Origin of the sequence: Fulvivirga aurantia (assembly GCF_009711475.1) — a bacterium.
Classification (GTDB): domain Bacteria; phylum Bacteroidota; class Bacteroidia; order Cytophagales; family Cyclobacteriaceae; genus Fulvivirga; species Fulvivirga aurantia.
In genome coordinates, this window is sequence record NZ_SMMD01000236.1 from 1 (window position 1) to 1,151 (window position 1,151).

3 protein-coding genes are annotated in these 1,151 nt (G+C 37.6%); 2 read left to right on the forward strand and 1 reads right to left on the reverse strand.

The window, feature by feature from the left end; genetic code table 11:
• Positions 1 to 432: hypothetical protein (locus E1176_RS00795; protein ID WP_155208689.1), on the reverse strand; the 432-nt coding region annotated here is incomplete at its 3' end.
• 214 nt (positions 433 to 646) lie between these two features.
• Between E1176_RS00795 and rplU the strand changes: the two genes are divergently transcribed.
• Together rplU and rpmA are read left to right on the forward strand one after the other, a co-directional pair.
• Positions 647 to 958 carry a 50S ribosomal protein L21 gene (gene rplU, locus E1176_RS00800; protein WP_155208690.1) on the forward strand — a complete coding sequence of 104 codons (312 nt, stop codon included), beginning with the start codon at positions 647 to 649 and terminating at the stop codon, positions 956 to 958.
• Positions 959 to 967: 9 nt separating this feature from the next.
• Positions 968 to 1,151: 50S ribosomal protein L27 (gene rpmA, locus E1176_RS00805; protein WP_155208691.1), on the forward strand; the 184-nt coding region annotated here is incomplete at its 3' end.

A 1,151-nucleotide genomic window follows, 5' to 3' on the forward strand; every position in this document is an offset into this window, starting at 1 on the left:
CCACTCTTTAGGGCCATAATATGTGGTCTGTGAGATTGGGTCTATAAACTTGATATAGGTTTCTGTTTTCAAGCGGTTAGACAAAGCAGCTGAAACTGAGCTTCTTACCTTTGTTTTTATCAGGTCAGGTTCTTTGTCCATGATAAAGTCGACCACCTCATTAGATGTCATTAATTGCCCTCTAAACTCTTCGTAGTAAGAAATTTTCTTAGTCCAGGGCCATTCGCTTCGATAGCCTTTAGATTCCCATTTAATTGAGCTGTACTCATGACTTTCGTTAAAAATTGGCATGCTTGTAAAGGCGCTCACATGGCTGTCAATTTCTTCGATTTCTTTCTTAAAGTCCTCAATTTTAGCCTCTAACATCTTTTTTCGCTCAACAAGAGCTTTGATGTATAAATCAGCATATTTTTCTGGGACATTTATTTTCATGAGCTTTGGAGCTGCTTTTAGGTCTTAGTTACAATATTGCGAAAAAATGCAAGCAAAGCAAGCAGGATAAGCAAGCAAGCAAAGCAAAATTAGTAAATATTACAGCATTTTCACGAAGAGACGACATGTTTGAAAAAACAATGCAAGTGTTTGATCTTTCTACAATTAACCCTATCTTTGCACTCCGTTTTTTTAAAATAACATAGTATATAAAATGTACGCAATAGTTGACATAGCCGGTAAGCAGTTCAAAGTAACGCAAGACCAATTCGTATACGCTCCTAAGATGGAGGGCGAAGAAGGCGCTTCCGTAGAATTCGACAAAGTACTATTATTAGACAATGATGGTAAAGTCGATGTTGGTGCACCTCTAATAAAAGGGGCCAAAGTTTCTGGAAAAATTCTAGGACACGTAAAAGGTGACAAAGTAATCGTTTTCAAAAAGAAAAGAAGAAAAGGTTACAAAAAGAAGAATGGTCACAGACAACAATTCACAAAGGTTTTAATCGAAGGAATATCAAAATAATAGAACACTATGGCACACAAAAAAGGAGCAGGTAGTTCGCGTAACGGAAGAGAGTCGGAAAGTAAACGACTTGGCGTTAAGATATTTGGTGGCCAGAATGCCATCGCGGGAAATATACTTGTAAGACAAAGAGGAACTAAGCATCACCCAGGTGAGAATGTAGGAATGGGTAAAGACCATACTTTATTTGCAC